An 18093-nucleotide genomic window follows, 5' to 3' on the forward strand; every position below is an offset into this window, starting at 1 on the left:
CACCATTGACATCAATAAATATTATTTATCGTCAAGTTCAATAATTTTCGTTGTACTTCAACCATAATCCCCTCCATAGTCGCGCCAAATTCTGATTACTTTTCTACCAATTCATTGAGGCGACGACGTTGGAAAATACCTTCTCTCCTGAACCTGTGAAAGCTCGTATCACCGTGCCAGTTATTGCATTAGCACTTTATGCCGTTGCATCTGGTTATCTGATGAGCTTAATTCCGTTGATGCTTCCGCATTACGGGTTGGAGAGTAGTTTAGCCAGCTGGCTTGCTAGTGTTTTTTATGCAGGTTTGTTAGTTGGCGCCGCCATCATTGAACCGCTCGTCACTCGTGTCGGCCACCGCAATGCTTTTGTCTATTGCTTAACAGCTTTCATCTTAACCATCATCGCATTGCCAATTTTTACGAATGCTACACTTTGGCTCAGCGCGCGATTCATTGCCGGTATTGCCGTTGCTGGGGTATTTGTCATTGTTGAGTCTTGGCTTTTACATGGTGATGAAACTTCTCGCGCAAAACGTCTAGGTTTATATATGGGTTCCCTTTATGGAGGCAGCTCACTAGGGCAACTCGGCATCGGTTTGCTAGGCATTGAAGGTGGCGTGCCATTCATCGCTATTTTCACTTTGCTTCTGATGGCAATTGTCGTACTTCTATTTGGCGAGTCCGATCAACCAGAAAGCCAACACAGCATTCCTTTGTCATTAAAACAAATTGGTAAGTTAAACCACGCTGCAATTATTGGTTGTATTGTTTCTGGCCTCACACTGGGCGCTATTTATGGCCTGATGCCTCTTGAGCTGGATAACCGAGGGATCCAACATCAGGATTTAGGCAGCTTAATGGCTTTAATCATTCTTGGTGGCATGGCGGTTCAACCTATCGTCCCATGGTTATCTAAGTACTTAGGCAGAACATTACTGATGGCACTGTTTTGTATGTTAGGGGTAGCCGCTATCGCTTTGACCAGCGCTTTCTCAGATTTGCGCGTGCTGGGGCTTGGCCTGTTCATACTTGGTATGGCGACATTCGCCATCTACCCTGTAGCTATCAACCTTGGTTGCGATAAATTAGATGCAAGCTATATCGTCTCTGCAACTCAAGTAATGCTGTTTAGCTACAGTGTCGGCTCTGTTGCTGGCCCTGTTGCCGCAGACTGGTTTATGGCAGACAACCACGGCTTAATGCGATACCTGTTCGCGACATTGCTAGCAACGTGCATCTATATGTTACTTGCAAGCGTGAAAAGCAAACGCCAAGCCATGGCAGGAGAATAAACAAGGGGCTATATTAGGCCCCTTTTTCTTTTCGCTTTCTTAAATAACGATTTGACACATTACTACTCGGCTGCTCTGGTACCTTCCTCTTTTCATGAATTAAATGGCGAATCGCAAGGATGGGATGTGGTAGTAACATTCTGGGGCCTGAATATCGCATAACTAGCCGCATTTGCTCCTTCGGCTCAGGCTTATAACAATGAATTGGGCACTGATTGCACGTTGGTTTATTTTGGCCATAAGGACACCGGTCAAGTCGCATTTCTGCATAATCCAACAGGCTTTCACACGTTTCACACAGTTCGTCACGCCCCTCATGTTCAGTATGATGAGCATGACAATAGATCTTCACCATCGCCGTCACAGTCTTAAACTCTGTTAGCAATGCTCCCTGTAATATCATCGAACTCTTTTTATCCATATTCTGCGCCAATCGAAATCAATAATTAAAAGTCTAGAAGCCCAACTCATTCAGCACTTTGATTTAGATTGGAAAAAACAACAATTAAAACCAACTGATGACAATATGACCAAGTCCTTCGTTTATTGCATAACAATCGGTTACAATACCCGCAACTATAACGATAAAAATAACAATTATACTTAGCAAATCAGGGGAAGTGGGATGGTACTAAATTCCAGAGGGGCATTTAACCAGCACTGTTATGTCGATGAGACGGGCAATCATCGAGCGCGCTATAAAGGGCTGGAGTTGAGCAGTGTTTTTCAACCCATTGTTAATGGGCGAAGACGACTCATTGGCCTTGAAGCATTACTGAGGGTCTTTAGCACTAAAACTCAAAAGCTCATTCCTCCTAACCTTGTTTTAGATACCCAAAAGAATGACTTCATCGATTGCCTTAATGTCGACCGCCTCAGTAGAGCTATCCATCTTCGAAACTTCGCTACTCTTAACCGCACTGATATCACCCTATTTCTCAACATGTTGCCTATCTCAAGTGAATACAATATGCAAAAAGCCATCGATGCCACGCTACTTTTAAAGCGTATGCAAGAACTTGGCATCAATACCAGCCGTGTTGTTTTTGAATTAGTTGAAACAGAATCGATGGCAGATGAACTATTAACCTCTGCCACACATTATATGCAGCAGGTGGGGTTTCAAGTTGCCATTGATGATTTTGGAGCGGGAGAATCCAACATAAAACGGCTCAGTTTGATAAAACCGGACATCATTAAAGTCGATCGTTCACTGTTGCAGGCATTTTGCCAAGGTCGCCCAGCCTCTCTCATTGAAGTATTACAGCATGCTCGCGTACTAAATGTTCCCGTGATCATAGAAGGCATTGAAACAACAAAAGAGTTTAAGCAAATGCAAGAGCTCGAGATCCACTACTACCAAGGTTTCTTACTTGGCAAACCGCAGAATCTAAAGGATATATTTGGGAATTAAATAAACTGAGTCAAAAATGGAGGCGCGTCCCGGAGTCGAACCGAGGTCCACGGATTTGCAATCCGCTGCATAGCCACTCTGCCAACGCGCCTTATTTTTTCTGTTCGGATGAACAAATGAGAGATGGTGCCCCGGGCCGGACTTGAACCGGCACAGCGCGAACGCCGAGGGATTTTAAATCCCTTGTGTCTACCAATTCCACCACCAGGGCACACAAATTTCTTTGTGATGCCGTTTAAGAGTTTTGTTAAACACCATCTTTAAATTCGAATGGAGGCGCGTCCCGGAGTCGAACCGAGGTCCACGGATTTGCAATCCGCTGCATAGCCACTCTGCCAACGCGCCTTTCCTTTCAACGCTTTAGTTACCCACCGCTGCGTTCGATGCATACTTTACGGATTGCAGGAAAAGAGTCAAACAAAAAAATCATTTTCCTGTTTGATTGCTGGGTTTTACATCAAATGGGTGCGAATTCGATCGAAGCGATTACAAATCCCCCAACCTATTGAGATGGCTCTTACCGTTATTTGTACATTGTGACACCATTCAACTCGGTGTACCTCACCTAAACTCTCAGAGTAAGTACTACGAAAAACAAAAACACCGCAACAAATCACAATTGCTGCGGTGCAGTTGTACTCAATACTAATACTTAAATTGAGCAATCTCTTTATTCAAGCCATCAGATTGACCTGATAAATCTTGAATCACTTCATCTACGTTATTTACCTGTTCAGAAACGGCCCCTGATGCATCAGCAATCGAGGTGATACTGCCACTGATGTCTTCTGTCACGGCTTTTTGTTCCGCCGCTGCTGCGGCAATTTGAGTCGTCATTTCATTCAGCTGACTGAGCATGTCAACAATTTGCCCAAGCATATCGGTATTTTGATGGCAGGTTTCCACACCTGATGACACAGTTTGGTTGGCATGTTGAATACTCTGAGCGACACCTTGAGTTTCTTTCTGTAATGCATCAATCTTTGATCTTATCTCTTCAGTGGAAGATTGAGTACGGCCGGCAAGCGATCTCACCTCATCGGCAACGACAGCAAAGCCTCTACCTTGCTCCCCTGCTCGAGCCGCTTCAATTGCTGCATTCAATGCCAATAGATTGGTTTGCTCCGCGATGCCCTGAATTACATCAAGCACTTCTGCAATAGAATTACTTTCCGCGTTTAGTCGTTCAATTGCCTCAACGGCTGTTTTCATCTCATTGTCGAGTTGGGAAATTTCATCCCCCAGCGAGGTACCAATTTTCATACCTTCATTCCCGGTGTGATTAGCATTGGTGACATATTCCGCTGCTCGGTTAGCAAACTGAGCGACTTCAGCGATCGACGCGCTCATTTGGTTGACAGCTGTCGCGACTGAGTCTGCTTTATGACTTTGTTCAGAGACCGCGGAACGGGTGTTGTTCATATTGGAAGACATACTGCGCGTATTCGAATTTAACGCATCTGTTGCCTGAGCAAATTGTCGGATCATTCCTTGTAAATGCTCAAACAAGGTATTCAATGCGCCAGCCAGTTCCGCCATTTCATCTTTACCATTAACCGTTAACCGCGATGTCAAATCGTTGTTGTGACTGATCTCCTTGATTTGTTCACTGGCATGACGAATAGGTTGCGAAATACTATTACCAACCATGTAGGACAGCGCAATCGCAGCAATAACCACGATCATAATACAAATCAGTGCAGTAGTAATTTCCGCCTCAACCAACACTTCCACATCTCTCAAGGCTTCCTCAACTGTTAATTCGGTCAAAATTGCCCATTTCATACCCGCAGCCGTTACTGGCGCATAAGCGGAAAATACGGGCTTACCAGAAGTGCTGCTCGTCGACAGTTTCATCCCACTTTGCCCGGTCAATGCAAGAGTTAAGGTTTCACTATCGACTCTTTGACGCCCAATTGCAGAGCCTTTGTCTGAAATCTGGGTAACCAAATCATTTGATACGCCAGTTGCTTTTAAAGCCTCAAAATAAGCAGTGTCGTCTTCAATTAGCATCCTTGGTTGGCTGCGCATTAACTTATCCGGACCAACAAGATAGGTCTCCCCGGTATTGCCCAACCCTGCAAATTGCCATTTGCCATCAAATGTCATGAGTGCATTGATCTCATCCACTGGCATTTGAAAAATTAAAACCCCTGACCGCTTTCCTTGCGTAAAGACTGGCGTAGATATAAAGGAGGCAGCCGCTTCATACGACGGATAATAAGGATAGAAATCTTCAAGATAGAACTGACCATTGCCTTTCTTCATTCCTTCACGATACGCAACAGCAATACCACTGTCCCGATAGGGACCGGATGTAAGGTTAGTAGCAAAATCGAGTTCTTTAAAAACGGAGTAAACAATATCCCCATCAAGATCCACTAGAAATATGTCGTAGTAGCCAAACTGCTCAAGAAACGATTTGATGCCAGGATGATGTTTTTTATGTACCCCATCATAATCCGTCCCTAAAGAGTCACTCTCCATCTGGTGCTTCTCTCCCAGACCATTTGGATTCACTGCGATATAGCGGGCTTGGAGCGCTATGCCGATCTCTGGGATCTGCGAGAGCCTTTGTGACTCATTGGCTGACTGTCCATTATTGGACTCTCTGTAAGTCGCACCGAACTGATTAGAATAGTATTGATTGAGTTTTGTGATATCAGAAGATGAGACTTGATTTGCGGGGTAAGCTTTAAAAGCTTGAGTAAATTCAAGCATCGCTTCCTGTGTCGACTTTAATCCTGCGAGTGTCGTTACCTGACCACTTATCTGGTCAAAGTAACGTTGGATTTCATTTTTCTTGATTTCTCTAACGGAGATGAGTTGTTGCGACGCCCGATTATACAACGCCTCTTCAGCTAGCACCGATGATTTCCATCCAATGAATCCACCCGTGATAACAACACCGATAGCACATAACACCGTACACGCCAGAACAATTTTAGTGGCAATTTTCATATCCCAAACCCCTGCTCCAATATCCTCTTGCTTGGAGCACAATGACTGATTGAAAATGCCAACTGACTCGTTATTGTTAGAATTGTAATTTCAATAAAATGAGTTTAGGCGCATATATCTGAATTTTCGAATTATCAATCACACCAATCGTGACAAGCTCACTAAGGAATGCGCGAATTTTCCTTTCTAAATTGACGGGGGGTTTTATGGCACCATGCTTTAAAGCGAGCTGTGAAATTGGCAGCAATGGGATAACCAACAATTTCACCGATGTGTTGGATTGCCCACGTAGTCGAGCTTAACAACCTTGCAGCATATTCCATACGCATCCGCGTAATATGGACCTTGGGGCTGTGTCCATAAGTTTGCTGACAAAGACGATGTAAATGCGGCGGGGAGCATGGGTATAGTGCTGCTATTTGGCCGACATTCCAATCTCTGTGAAGCGCCATTTGTACGGTATCAAATACCCGATTTAAACGCGCTTTTTTATCAGAGTGGCGTTGTAACTTTGGCGCTTTCAAGAACAGTTCAATCTGGCTAAGTGCGTTTTCGATCACCACACAACTCAATTCGACAGACAAGTTTCTTGCTCGTAATAACAGCAGCACGTTCGCGTAGATAACTTCTGCTAAAGAAGTTAGGTGATATTCGAATTCTTCCCCAACTAACGCACTCCAGTCATGATTTGGAGAAAGGAAAATCCAAGCAATTTGCCACTCTTCCTCCTCTATACTAAAGCCATTTTCTAACCCTGCTGGTACGATGGCTAATGAACCCGGCTCTAAAATTTGCTTGTCTAAATTGCAGGTGATCCAACCTTTACCTTTTACAGTGTAAAGCAACATGTGTTTATGCTGATTTTTTCGGTAAACCGTAAATAGCTCACGGCAATGCGCAATCCCACATTGAACAATCCCTAGTCTTTCCATGGACATCACTTCGTTACAACTGATGAACTCATGTTGTGTCTTATCTGAAATCTCAAAGCACTCTTGTTTTTCCATTTTGATAGTTTTGCATAAGTTTTAGATATAATTTAAAAATACCGAATACATAAAAACCGATACACTCCTTTCTGTACTTTCTAAGGAGTTATGCGATGCGTCCCCCACATCAAACGCTTGACTATAAATTTTGGCAAAAACTCATTCAAATTGGTGTTCCTGTCTCTTTGCAATCCATGCTTTTTTCTTTGCTTGGCGTCGTGGATATATTTATGGTGAGCCAACTAGGAGAAGCCGCCACAGCGGCTGTTGGCGTGGGAAACCGCATCTTCTTCTTTAATCTAGTGATGATTTTTGGCATAAGTGGCGCTGTCAGCATACTAGCTTCGCAATACTTTGGTGCTAATAATATGGATGGTGTAAAAGTTACGTTGGCTCAGACTTGGCTTGCCGCCTCACTCGTGACTATCCCTTTTATTGTTGGCTATGCACTATCACCAGAAGCGATTATTTCCTTCATCTCAGATGATCCGGCTTACATTGTGATGGCCAAGGACTATCTGGTCGTCACGGGCATAAGTCTTGTCTTTACTGTTTTGGTCGTTCCACTTGAATGCGCACTAAGAGCGGTCGGAGTAGCAAAACTGCCTACTTATGTCAGCATCTTAGCCATCATCATTAATGTAGTACTCAATGCCATACTCATTTTTGGGCTATTTGGTTTTCCTGAGCTAGGCGTTTTGGGAGCCGCGATTGGTAGCCTTTTATCTCGCCTCGCTCAAACAGTGCTGTTGTTTTATTTGGCGCATCAACGAGTTAAACAGCTCTGGCCGGAAAAAACACATTGGTTACAAACGTTCACAACCTCCCATCGTCGCCGCTTTTTAAAGGTCGCAACCCCAATGTTCATACATGACACAACATGGGCTTTTGGGTTGATCATTTATAACGTGATCATTGGGCAATTAGGGGTATCAGAGCTCGCTATCGTCTCTTTATTGACGCCAATTGAAGGGGTTTTGATCTCAGCCTTTATGGGATTTGCCGTTGCAGCATCAATCGTCCTTGGCAATGAAATTGGCGCACAGAATTACCAGCGTGTTTCTGATACTGCATGGTGGTATGTGATCATCAGCGTCGTACTGGCATTAATGCTCGCGGTCCTTTTTTTGCTCGCGAAACCTTTGCTGTTTACGTTGCTCGAGAAGTCTCCAATTCATGACGTACAAACAGCCGTCAACATCTGCTTAATAATGGCGTTTGGTATGGTGTTGAAAGTATTCAATATGGTTGGGATCGGCGGCGTATTAAAAAGTGGTGGAGATATTAATTACAGTATTTTCATTGACTTATTTGGTCAGTGGGGATTTGGTATCCCACTCGCATACATCACGGGAATTATTCTAGGGTGGCCTTTAGAATATGTCATGTTAATCATCCTTGTTGAAGAAGTCGTCAAGTTGATTTTGACCACCTATCGTATTCGAAGCAAAAAGTGGATTAATAACTTAGTTAATGATGAAGAACCACTCTGTGCATAAGGAACTCACACCTAAGGGCGTCACTCTTACACAATAAGGTGCGCCCTTATTCATTATTCTCAAATGGCCCACTTCGCTTTAGTGAAACGACTGCGCCTATCTATCAAGCTTATTTCCTCTTGTGGTATGAATTCAGACCACAAATTACACACTTTTGATAATAATACTTAATAATAAAATTTAACCAAATCAAATTAAAGTAATCGATTTTTCATCCGATTTAATTATTAAATCATATGCAATACGAGGAAATGCTATGAGCTTATTTAATCGATCACTAATCGCCCTTTTTATCTTGGTATTTGCCAAGCCAACTCTCGCTGTCACGTTAATGTGGGTAGGCCAAGTACCGTTAGCAATTGATGACCACAAATTAACAACAGAGTTTATTAAGATCGTATATAAAAAGGATAGCCAGCTCCATAGTGAAGCTAACTACCCGTTTTATGTAACTAAAATTAATGAACGTGTCGCCTTAGTGTGCAATGACACATGACAACATCAATAAAACGCATCCCAACTAATGACACTTTCTTGAGCCTGAAGAGTACACACATATTTTGCTCTACCATTTGGGGCTGCACTCGTATTCTCTACACTATAAGTTCGATCGCCAGGAAACTTAAACGAACGAGCGCTGCGGCTCCCGGTCCAACCGGCATGTAGATAATTGGGTTTGGTATTAACGTCCAGACCAAGCCTAGCGAGTGAGCCAACATTATTCGCAATTACTTTATGGCTATTATCATTGGAATTTCTGGCATCCACTGTCGTGTAACTCGCTGCGTAACTACGATAACCTTTGTTTGTACACCAATTGAAGCCCACTGTGTGTGTATCTTCTGAGTCACTTGAGAGTATAAAAGCACGTCCATTATTAATGGTTCCGGGGACACCTGCATATAAAGCAAAGTCTACTTCTCTTTCTAGTTTATAATTACCATCCTCAGAGGCGACAATAATTTTGCCTCTGCCTCCCTCCCCTGTGACAACAAGACTATTTACATTGAGATTTGTACCACTGCCTCCAGAGCCAAACACAGCGAGACGTAGAGAAGTATTATTCACATCCATGACATTAGCGTTCCATGCCAACTTGGGGCCATCATAAGTGACTTTAGTACCTGATTGGGTTTCATAAACCACTTCTAATACAACTGGAGAAAAAGAGTCATTTCTTAATACATAAGGTTCGTTTCTAAACGCAATTCCTTTATATACAGCCTGCTTAACACATGAGTAGTAACCACCGCTCGTCGCCGGCATACTCCCTGTTACACCGTTTGACAAATTGACAGTAGTAATCGCGATGCCTGAATCTGACCAATAGTGACGATCCACAGGCCATTTTGCTGCTGTAAATAAGTTACCTTTCTCATTGAACAAATTCGTCAACTGCGCCGGTGTGGCTAAATCCATACCTCGGGCACGACATATACCATCTGCGACGGCTAACGTTACCGTTGAAGCCTTCACACCATCTGGTGAAGATGTTCCATTGCCGACAATAACGTCCTTGGTTTCAAACCCTGCTAATTGCATTTGCAAATTATCTAATGGAGGGAAATATTCCAAGCCGTTAACAACGACATTCTGATAAACACTAGAAGCCTTGATGTTGATTCGTCCAATGCCTACTCCACCTTTCGCATCAGTCACAACATACGAAATAGAATTAAGAAGCGAGTCAGTTACTTTGTATTTAAAGGTTAACCCATTCGCATTTATATCGCTGATTGTGCCGGAATTCGAGTACACCTTAACTAGCGATAACGGGTCTTGAACGTCCGGAGTTAAATGCGGATTACTATCTGAGACATAAGGTTTCAAATCAATCGAGACGGTTTCTCCTATTCTGACAGGTCGTCCAGTTGCAGAACCATCATCAACATAGAAATCAAAGTCGGTAACTTTAGGCGGGAAATTAAATCTAAAGTTCACGGATATATCCATTCTAATCAGGATCCGTCCACCGTCCGCTTTATCAGCATACATGAGTATGTAATCATGACCCGGCTGGGATGGAGCAACATAATGCCCTCTGTCATCATCCGTGGTAGAAGGAACAAAAGTGCCTTTATCTACATAAATGGTACTTTTATCAACGGTTGCATTAACACCATACGGCACCAGATTGGAAAGCTTGATTTGAAAACTATCATTTATAAAAGCCGCATTGCTCGTCGGTGGAACTGGCTCGTCGATGCTGGTGTTACGCGCTTCGACCACTAAATTGCCATTGTACGTAGAGGCTTCAGGGTTGCTATAAGCTGAAGAGCTCCCTGCATTATCAAAACTGTATTTGTACACACACCACTGAGCATCTTCATCAAAATAAATCGGTAAAGAGTCACTATTTTCTGACGGCAATGAGCAATTTCCAAATACTGGGTAAATGGAAAAGCCTTCAGTAAAGGAAGCTGCATCTTTCCCCGGAATAATTTCGTCGAGTTTCAACGATTTTGTATTGAGATCAGTAACTCGGTGGTAAACAAACCCGTCCGTTGAATTTGTTGTTTCCGATTGCGTATTATCGCTCGTACCTTTGTCTGCATTGGTACTCTCATCACCCGAGCTATTACAACCAGATAGGACAAGCACTATTAACGTGATTAGAAATCGATTCATAATTCATCCACCTTACTTAACGCACGCATAAAAATACCGAGTCAAACTGCCTGTAGACAAAGCGCCACTACTCAGGTTAACCACCTTGTTATCGGAGGAAAACGAACTCGTAAAATAGGGATTGGAGACAGGCCAATTACTGGCGTTAAACAGGTTTCCCTTCTCAGTATGTGCAGCAACAAGCTCGGTTGAAGTAGGTAGACGTCCCCCTTTTGCACTACACAACGCACTGGCAATATCAAAATCTACCGTATAAAGGTTTACGTCTGTTGGAGCCGTCGTTCCATTACCAACGCCAGCATCATAAATAGGAATGCCAAGGCTCTTAGCCGATACATAATCCATCGGAGGGAGGTAAGTGAGAGAACCAACGGTAAAGGTGTCAAAAGGTGATTCAACCGTCACAACAACCTTAGCGCTTGAAAATCCCCCTTTCTTATCAGAAACAACGTATGTAATAAGGTTTTCACCCGCTTGTAATGGCGTATAGAAGAATTTCTTATTGTCGAAGTTAGGATCATTGGGAAAAGATACCTTCCCGGTATTTGGGATGGCGACAATCAGCTGTACTGTATCACCATCTGGATCGTCTGCATCCACCTCAATTTCAATTTTCTGACCAACACGTATCGGCTTATTGTCATATTTGAGCACCAAGGTCGTCCTTGCGTTTGGTGCTGACATACCAGTACCCGTAGCGATTTCAATACGACCTAAATGAACGTTACTTGATGCATCGTGCACTTGATACAAGATGTAACTATGGCCGATGGCATCATTTGAAAACGTAATGACGTTGCCATTGGTTGAAGCTGCACCTCCCCCAAACACCTCAATGTTACTTAGTGTCCCACCTGTAGGAAAATCTGTCTGATCCTCCAAATTGATAGTAAGTGTTACACCTAGGTTCGTACTCTTATTTATCGTGGTCAAATCACCCGTCGTTAAACTGGTGACATCCGAATAAGCCCTAATGTACTTTGTCCCCTTCATACGTTGGCGTGTATTGGGATGTTCCACCGTATACTCAAAAGCACACCAAGTTGTTTCTGTTGAAGACACCGTTACTTCTTTCGTATCGAAACCAACCAAGTGACATGTAGATGTTTCAGAAATAGATTTAGCGTCAACAACCTCTGGAGTTATACCATCACTTGAACCGACATCTGAGCTCAGATCAACGGTAGATTCATAGTCAGAACCTAAGAAAACAGAATTCACTGATGTCGAAGTAAATAATGTCGGCAGAACATTATTTTGATTCGTATCTTCATTAACACTCCCCTCTTCACCACCATTACATCCTAGTAGCAAAGCCGACAGTGCCAATAACCAAGCATGATTAAGAGTAAACTTCATCTTACGAGTCCTCATTCATTAGCAATGCATTCTTGACCATTCGGATCTACAGTGATGATCTCTTCAGGATAAATAAGGTCATAATCTCTTAGGTTATCGAATGAGCGTAAATTCCAATTGATCAATGCTTCAAAAGAAACTCCCAAAGTTCGACTAATTTTTAATAGCCAATCTTCCTTTTCAACGCGATAGTACTTACAAGAATTAACTTCAGGCACAGGGATAGGTGTTGGATCGATGATCAACTCAGGTAACGGCTCAGGCTCCTTAACAACAATCTGTGGTGGTCTTTTTTCTAACTCAACGACCGTTTTCTCTTCTAATTTAGGTGGCGTATTTATACGAGAAGCTTGTTGTTCCTTATCAGGGTTAATAATTTTGTAATTTAAACCTAACCAGAACATATCTAGATCTTCAACGAAGTTATTATCAGGTTCACCATAAACAAATCGATAGCCTGCTTTTAGGTCAACATCATTTGACAATTTATAGAAGAAGCCAAAATCCGCTCTAGGAACGACGTCCTTTTTATCCAACAGCCCGCCTCCCCCAATAAAAACACTGGCGTTTTCAGACATTGGATAGATAAGTTTCATACCAAAGTCAGGAAATACAGAGCGTTCTTCTACGGTTACGGAAGGTTTAGGCTCTCTATATAGGACACCAGCATCAAGCGAAAGATACTTGAACATAGAATAATTAATTGCTGCACCATAGTTAAACTGTGTCGTTTCTTCTACCTCATTCTCTGTATACACACTCACATCAGCAGAAAGTGTATTCGCGAAGGAACTCGTAGAAACAAAAGGTATTGTGCAACCAATTAGAAATTTATTAATTTTATTCATTAAAGTCCCTCTTCAAATATAAGAGTAAAGGAATCACTGTATTTGCCTGTTTCAACATCATTACTGGATATATCACTATAAGAAACGGATATTTTAAAGTTAATAGGTGAACCAGACGTATTAATTTTGGTATCACTTTTGACCACATTACCTGCGTTTACTAAACTAGAATCAGAACAACCAGAGCAAGATATTGAGTATTTTATTGGTTTGAATCCTTGGGAACTTTTTAATACAAAATCTTCCGTCGTAGGATTTTTAATTTTTATCGACAAACCATTATTTAGCTCACCTTGAGCGGTAATATTGAAATCTGTTGAACCAGAAACCGTTTTCTTAGTTTTGTTATAGGTTGGAATAATATTCCCATCACCAACAACAGAAATAATGGATAATCCTCTGACCTGATAGTCAATTTCAAAGTTCAATGTCCTTGTAATGGTGTTGTATGTCACGACATTACTTTGGGATTTATAATAATATCGAAACGGAACGATTATGCTCCCTCTGTAAACACCAGGAGGTAAGTCATTGAATGCATTTTTCACTTTATTACTGTCAATTTCAAAAACTGGTTTAAGGTAATAAAATGGGTTTCTTTCTTCGCTATTAACGATATATTTTGAAGATACACATGGTTCGCCACCCGTTTCAGAGCTTCCTTGCCTTAAATGGAATTCCGTCGCGTTAGTTCGTAATGTATCCCCATCCGAACAAACGGTCACACCAGAGGCCAGAGCACCATCAACAACAGAAAACGAACTCGATGTTCCCCCTATATTCGTCCGATAGTTCACCCCAATAACACTGATCGGAATCTCCTTATATGAGCTCCCAACTTTGATAACTAATGGTCGAGTTTTAGTTTGGAAGGTACCCGGTTGCCATGTGGTGACTGTTGGTACATTTTGCTCAATATACCAACGTGTTGTCGTGTACATTCCTGCGCCACCAAAATAATCATGCATAATATTGCTATCATTTTGGTTTAAAAATAGGTTTCCATTTGAATCGATTTTAATTTTTACCAATAGTGAAGAAGCCAAAGCTTGGCCAGAGAATACCAACAAAAATATGACACCAATTTTTTTTAGTATTTTCATTGTTTCCACCTTATAGTTCTCGCCTTACAAGAACTCGTTTCTTATAAGATTCATCATGGTTAATGATTAAAACTTCAATGTCTTTGTTTTTTACCACGTCGGGTAAATCATATTCTCTATATCTTCCAGCTAGAGATGTTTTAACCAGCCTACAATTATTTTGTGAATCTGCATCTTCACAACCATCGACCATGAACCTTAAGTAAGTGTTACCTGTATTTTCAAATATCAATGTCTCACCGGTATTTTTAACTTTATAACTAATATTCGCTTGTTTAGCTGGCATTATAAATAATGGGGCATAGCCAAAATTAACATTGACTACTTTTTCTTCGCCATATGGTTCTGGAGAAAACGTTATCTTATAAACCTTGTCTTCCGTTTCATTGCAACGATCATTACACAAGCTAAGAACACCAACTTGTTTCATTTCATCTCTGTTCAAAATGAATTTAGGATTAGTGAGTGTAACTTCCCACTCTTTTATATTTTTCTTGGTGTACGGTTTTTCATATATATTGCCGTCTTTTACATAAAGCTCTGCAACACTTGTTGATATGAACTGTCTGTAATCCATATTATTACCAACAGTAAAAACACCATTGCCATTGTCGTCAGCAGTAATAAGCATATAATCGATTCGAAATGCATATGCATAGCTGCTCAATAATACAAAGAAAACCAAAAGAAAATATTTCATACAAACCCCATCAGTTAGTAGATGCCATAACAACACTATTCAAATCAACCAGTTCACGTAAGTCAGATGCATACTTATCAAACCCATTCACATTTACACTCGCATACTTTTCTGCTAACAAATGAACAACGACACTCTTACCTACTTTTGTCTTAATTATTTCACCAGAAGGATTATTTGCTCTTATTTGCTGAGCAAACTTGTCAAAATCAGATTCCTTAAATCGTCCGATATAGTAAATCCGTCGATCTTCATCAAACTCTAGATACTGACCAATTTCATAGATATCAGGTAGACACTTGTTCGTACCCATATTTAAGTTTTCTGATTCGATTAAATCAGGTAATAAGCAGAATGAATTTTCTGCTTGAAGTTTGAACGGCGACCCTTCTTTTACTGAAACCTTGTAAACGCCAGAAATAACTTCTTGTATATCGATACATCCATCACCAACACACTTAAGAGTCGTAATATCTTTTTCAAAAATATCAGTCACCATCGTGACAAATGTTAATGTTCTGGTGATTTTTGTATTAATGATCGCAACCGTACCTGGGTAACTAAACATCACATAGTTCTCATTACCTTCATTGTTCAAACTTAAGCTACTCGTTTCGACTTTAACTTTTATATTTTTATATTCAGGTAGGGTCTGAACAAAAGATTCATCGGTTATCCCCTCAGAATGAATTAGGTTCTCTTTCCCTTTTGCATTCATCGTATTCACCTGAAGGATCCCAAATTTATTTTTGTTATCTTTCAGTCGAATATTGTTATCCGTATCGACAACAAGGTAGGAATCTGCTTTTTGGCTGGTTACTTTAACCCTGTCTTTAGTGACAATTTGAGAGCTGTTTAGCGCCAAGTTAGCGTTTCTAGACTGCTTATTGTTCGCATAGCCATACAACGACATTTTGTAATGTTCACTGTTTTGGTCTAAACCGACGGTTCCAGAGCGAATTGATTGCGTCTTCTTACCGTTATCGAAAAACGTACCATCTAAAATAGATGCTCTTGCTCTAATCTCGTCATCAACCAATTCAGTTTCCATTGATGCTGAATTCGAAGAATAAAACGCGCCGTCAGGATGCAAGCCAGAATAATGTGAGTAAGAAATACTATCATTTAAAGGAAGCGTTAAGTTCATTCCCAGCGTAAAACGATCACTAACTGCTTTTTCATCATTAAAGTCATATGAACTAAATAAATCTAAGCGACTTTGAACAAAGAAAGGAAGGTTAACGTTCAGATCCAATTTCTGTGTAACAAGATCTCCACTTTCCAATTCATCGATATTGTATGTGTAACTTAGATAGCCGGAACCACCATTAAAGCTTGCCCCATAAGAAGCTGAGATATAACGGTAGTCATTCGGCGTTGTTAGCAAACCTTCGAGAGCGCTACCTTCGCCATATCGAAATGATTCGTAGGCGATATCCAGTCCCATGATGTTTGAAGAAACAAATAACTCGTTTGACTCATCACTAAACAATGTGTAAACCGAATTAATGGCAAAATTCTGGTTAAGTTGATAGCTACCACCGATGACGGCGTAATCTTCGTAGTCTGTAACATTAAGAGACGCACCTAATGTTAAGGTATCCAACGCTCTATAAGAGACAGATGCACGACCAAATCTCGGGCCCTTCATTGTCATTGAGTCCGTGCTTTCCGCATAGCGGCCGACTTCTAATAAGTAGTCGTAATCTTTTACTAATAGGTTGCTAAATGAGCTGTTTTGAATGGTTCGCTTCTCATTTAAGACCTCAACACCATTTGCAAGAATAATAACGTCGACATCATAGCGGCCACTTGGTAGTTGAGCGTTGGTGAAATAACCCTGCCCTTGAACCACATTTTGTTGCAGTAAGATCTTCTCACCACGCTTGATCAACAATAATCCATCGGTTGGTGAGTAGAAAAAGTGCTTCTGATATTCTCTTACATCACCCAAAAGCAATTCATTTGAACTACCAAACTTCACAGAGTACGTACCATTATTTAGGTAGTCTTTCTGCAAAAAATCGGTACTGTTGAAACTGGTATAGTACCTTGAGTATCCAACATCGAATTTCTTATTTCTTGAATTTAATCGGTATAACGCTTCGTCTGTCTTAAATCCTGCGCTAGAGCTATATTCAATATCAGTACTGATATAGCCATACTTCAAACCAAGTAATGACTGATTGTAAAAAGAGTAATTAAAGTCATTTGATTGACTTAAGTACATATCAAAGTGGTTAATTAACGCTCTATCTCGGTTAATTCCATCGGCATAAACCATATCTTCTAATGGTTTCAAAAAATCTTCTGAAAAATTACTTTTTCCTAACCATACATAGACCTGATTATTGAATTCATCATAAGCAACTTCATAATCATTTGTTGGCAAAATACAATCTTTTAATAACGTGGTACATTGATCGGTAAAATTGACACCTGATTGTAGATCTTCAACAAATCGTTGAGCGAAAGTTTTCGTTACACCTTGTTCTATGTACACATCACGAATTGAGTTCAAAAAACGAGCATCGGCAACACGAATTTGGCCAAACTTTATAAACGCCTCTATTTTCTTAAATTCGCCATTAGGTGTTTGAAAATCCAAATATAAGAGCTTTTCTCTGAATAACTCTTCAAATCCTTCAGGGATCTCATTGGCGACAGATGAAGACGTAGGATAGCCAGCAGAAAATACAGCAGTAAACAAAAGTAGCGACAGTTTCATATTCATAATGACAACTCCACTAAAGTAACGATGTTCCCCTGACATCTAAAAGCATCACTACCTAAACTACCGAAGCTGACAGCCAATGTATTTTTTGAAGCATGACTGTTACTATCAGTAGCATTAAAATCTAATTTGATAGGCTTATTAAGTTCAAATACATTATTATCAAGCTTTAACGAAGTAATGTTTTCTATTACCACGTTATCTTGACTATCAAAACATGAGGATGTGTTTTCTATTAACCTAACAGAATATTTAAGTGAATTATCTGTTAAAGGGATATTGGTATTAATATCTAAAGTTATATCTTTTGAATTAAATGTTTTTGTTGTTCCATTATATTCCGCGATAAAGTTATTCGGCGTCGCAACCACTGATGTAATCATCTCGGAAAAAAATTTACTTTTGTCTATATCAGTACTTACACGAAACTCACGCTCAATAACTTTCGCTGAGACGGCATTGGTTATTAAGCAAAAGCACGCAATACTAAAAATAGACTTATACAACATAGGCAACCACTTTGAATTATTTTGAAGGTTAGCGCGGTGAAATACACCGCGCATATT

At 40.8% G+C, this 18093-nt stretch carries 14 protein-coding genes and 3 tRNA genes; 4 read left to right on the forward strand and 13 right to left on the reverse strand.

Translation table 11 applies throughout. The features are described 5' to 3' along the window. Positions 1-128 precede the first annotated feature (128 nt). The gene (locus ACQEXS_RS13790; protein ID WP_427014214.1) at positions 129-1292 is read left to right on the forward strand and encodes an MFS transporter; all 1164 of its coding nucleotides are present in this window, start codon (positions 129-131) and stop codon (positions 1290-1292) included. A gap of 13 nt (positions 1293-1305) precedes the next feature. On the opposite strand, the gene ACQEXS_RS13795 is transcribed toward ACQEXS_RS13790, so the two are convergent. After that, positions 1306-1713 carry a nitrous oxide-stimulated promoter family protein gene (locus ACQEXS_RS13795; protein WP_427014215.1) on the reverse strand — a complete coding sequence of 136 codons (408 nt, stop codon included), beginning with the start codon at positions 1711-1713 and terminating at the stop codon, positions 1306-1308. Between the two features lie 204 nt (positions 1714-1917). Here ACQEXS_RS13795 and ACQEXS_RS13800 point away from each other — a divergent pair, with 204 nt between their 5' ends. Further along, entirely contained in the window at positions 1918-2706 is a 789-nt protein-coding gene (locus ACQEXS_RS13800; RefSeq protein WP_427011307.1) for an EAL domain-containing protein, read from the forward strand. Positions 2707-2723: 17 nt separating this feature from the next. Here the strand turns inward: ACQEXS_RS13800 and ACQEXS_RS13805 are convergent. From ACQEXS_RS13805 to ACQEXS_RS13825, 5 genes are all read right to left on the reverse strand, one after another. Beyond that, positions 2724-2797: transfer RNA gene (locus ACQEXS_RS13805), tRNA-Cys, on the reverse strand. A 33-nt stretch (positions 2798-2830) separates the two neighbouring features. Further along, a tRNA-Leu gene (locus ACQEXS_RS13810) sits at positions 2831-2917 on the reverse strand. Between the two features lie 60 nt (positions 2918-2977). Next, positions 2978-3051 (reverse strand) — tRNA-Cys (locus ACQEXS_RS13815). Positions 3052-3351: 300 nt separating this feature from the next. Beyond that, positions 3352-5667: a methyl-accepting chemotaxis protein gene (locus ACQEXS_RS13820; RefSeq protein WP_427014216.1), complete on the reverse strand. Its 2316-nt coding sequence runs from the start codon at positions 5665-5667 to the stop codon at positions 3352-3354. Between the two features lie 161 nt (positions 5668-5828). Next, positions 5829-6674 carry an AraC family transcriptional regulator gene (locus tag ACQEXS_RS13825; RefSeq protein ID WP_427014217.1) on the reverse strand — a complete coding sequence of 282 codons (846 nt, stop codon included), beginning with the start codon at positions 6672-6674 and terminating at the stop codon, positions 5829-5831. Positions 6675-6769: 95 nt separating this feature from the next. Between ACQEXS_RS13825 and ACQEXS_RS13830 the strand changes: the two genes are divergently transcribed. Then, positions 6770-8155 (forward strand): MATE family efflux transporter, encoded by a 1386-nt coding sequence (locus ACQEXS_RS13830; RefSeq protein ID WP_427014218.1) that lies wholly within the window; start codon positions 6770-6772, stop codon positions 8153-8155. A 256-nt stretch (positions 8156-8411) separates the two neighbouring features. After that, the gene (locus ACQEXS_RS13835; RefSeq protein ID WP_367990020.1) at positions 8412-8651 is read left to right on the forward strand and encodes a hypothetical protein; all 240 of its coding nucleotides are present in this window, start codon (positions 8412-8414) and stop codon (positions 8649-8651) included. 5 nt (positions 8652-8656) lie between these two features. Here ACQEXS_RS13835 and ACQEXS_RS13840 read toward each other — a convergent pair whose 3' ends face one another. The 7 genes from ACQEXS_RS13840 to ACQEXS_RS13870 are packed head-to-tail and all read right to left on the reverse strand — an operon-like array spanning position 8657 to position 18090. Beyond that, positions 8657-10783 (reverse strand): hypothetical protein, encoded by a 2127-nt coding sequence (locus ACQEXS_RS13840; protein WP_427014219.1) that lies wholly within the window; start codon positions 10781-10783, stop codon positions 8657-8659. A 12-nt stretch (positions 10784-10795) separates the two neighbouring features. Then, a complete protein-coding gene (locus tag ACQEXS_RS13845) occupies positions 10796-12142 on the reverse strand; it encodes an Ig-like domain-containing protein (protein WP_427014220.1) in 1347 nt (448 codons plus the stop codon). A gap of 11 nt (positions 12143-12153) precedes the next feature. After that, positions 12154-12990 (reverse strand): LysM peptidoglycan-binding domain-containing protein, encoded by an 837-nt coding sequence (locus ACQEXS_RS13850; protein WP_427014221.1) that lies wholly within the window; start codon positions 12988-12990, stop codon positions 12154-12156. Continuing rightward, positions 12990-14093: a hypothetical protein gene (locus tag ACQEXS_RS13855; protein ID WP_367990024.1), complete on the reverse strand. Its 1104-nt coding sequence runs from the start codon at positions 14091-14093 to the stop codon at positions 12990-12992. Before ACQEXS_RS13855 ends, ACQEXS_RS13850 begins: the two co-directional genes overlap by 1 nt. A 10-nt stretch (positions 14094-14103) precedes the next feature. After that, entirely contained in the window at positions 14104-14793 is a 690-nt protein-coding gene (locus ACQEXS_RS13860; protein WP_367990025.1) for a hypothetical protein, read from the reverse strand. Between the two features lie 10 nt (positions 14794-14803). Next, positions 14804-17527, reverse strand: a complete 2724-nt coding sequence (locus ACQEXS_RS13865) for a CS1-pili formation C-terminal domain-containing protein (protein WP_427014222.1) — start codon at positions 17525-17527, stop codon at positions 14804-14806. Further along, positions 17524-18090 carry a hypothetical protein gene (locus tag ACQEXS_RS13870; protein WP_367990027.1) on the reverse strand — a complete coding sequence of 189 codons (567 nt, stop codon included), beginning with the start codon at positions 18088-18090 and terminating at the stop codon, positions 17524-17526. Before ACQEXS_RS13870 ends, ACQEXS_RS13865 begins: the two co-directional genes overlap by 4 nt. Between the last annotated feature and the right edge of the window lie 3 nt (positions 18091-18093).

The organism is Vibrio sp. TRT 17S01, from assembly GCF_050113695.1.
Lineage (GTDB): Bacteria > Pseudomonadota > Gammaproteobacteria > Enterobacterales > Vibrionaceae > Vibrio.